Origin of the sequence: Planococcus maritimus, assembly GCF_001592825.1 — a bacterium.
GTDB classification, from domain to species: Bacteria; Bacillota; Bacilli; order Bacillales_A; family Planococcaceae; genus Planococcus; species Planococcus maritimus_C.
In genome coordinates this window covers 1-360 of record NZ_LTZG01000044.1, presented here as the reverse complement: position 1 = coordinate 360, position 360 = coordinate 1, and the positions used below count along the sequence as shown (strand labels likewise).

At 49.2% G+C, this 360-nt stretch carries 1 protein-coding gene; it reads right to left on the bottom strand.

Annotated features, from left to right (window positions below; genetic code table 11):
* Window positions 1-278 (bottom strand): ion channel (locus tag AY633_RS16680; RefSeq protein ID WP_260804586.1); only part of this gene is annotated, 278 nt, incomplete at its 3' end.
* Window positions 279-360 lie beyond the last annotated feature (82 nt).

Here is a 360-nt window from a genome sequence, read left to right as displayed (position 1 = left end):
CATGATGCGTTAACGAATGAGGCGGGAGCTTTGGAAATGCCGCTGATGCTAGAAGCGAGCAAACGCTTTTCCGAAACGGCGCTCAGTACTTGTAATAAATACGTCACGCCAAAAGTGATAAAAAGCATGCCGGTCCGCGTCGCGAAAATCGTCACGATTTGCCAGATGCCATCTTCCGGGGCAAATGCGCCATTACCAAGTGTGAAAATTAAATACCCTGCAAAATAGGCATATTCGAGCCATGATAGTGGGCCGCCATCTTTGGTATCGACAATCATTCCAGAACTGGCAAAAATAAAAGTCCACCCCGCCCACACTCGGAAGATCCACGTCGCCAGGGTGAAGACCAAAATCATCGGC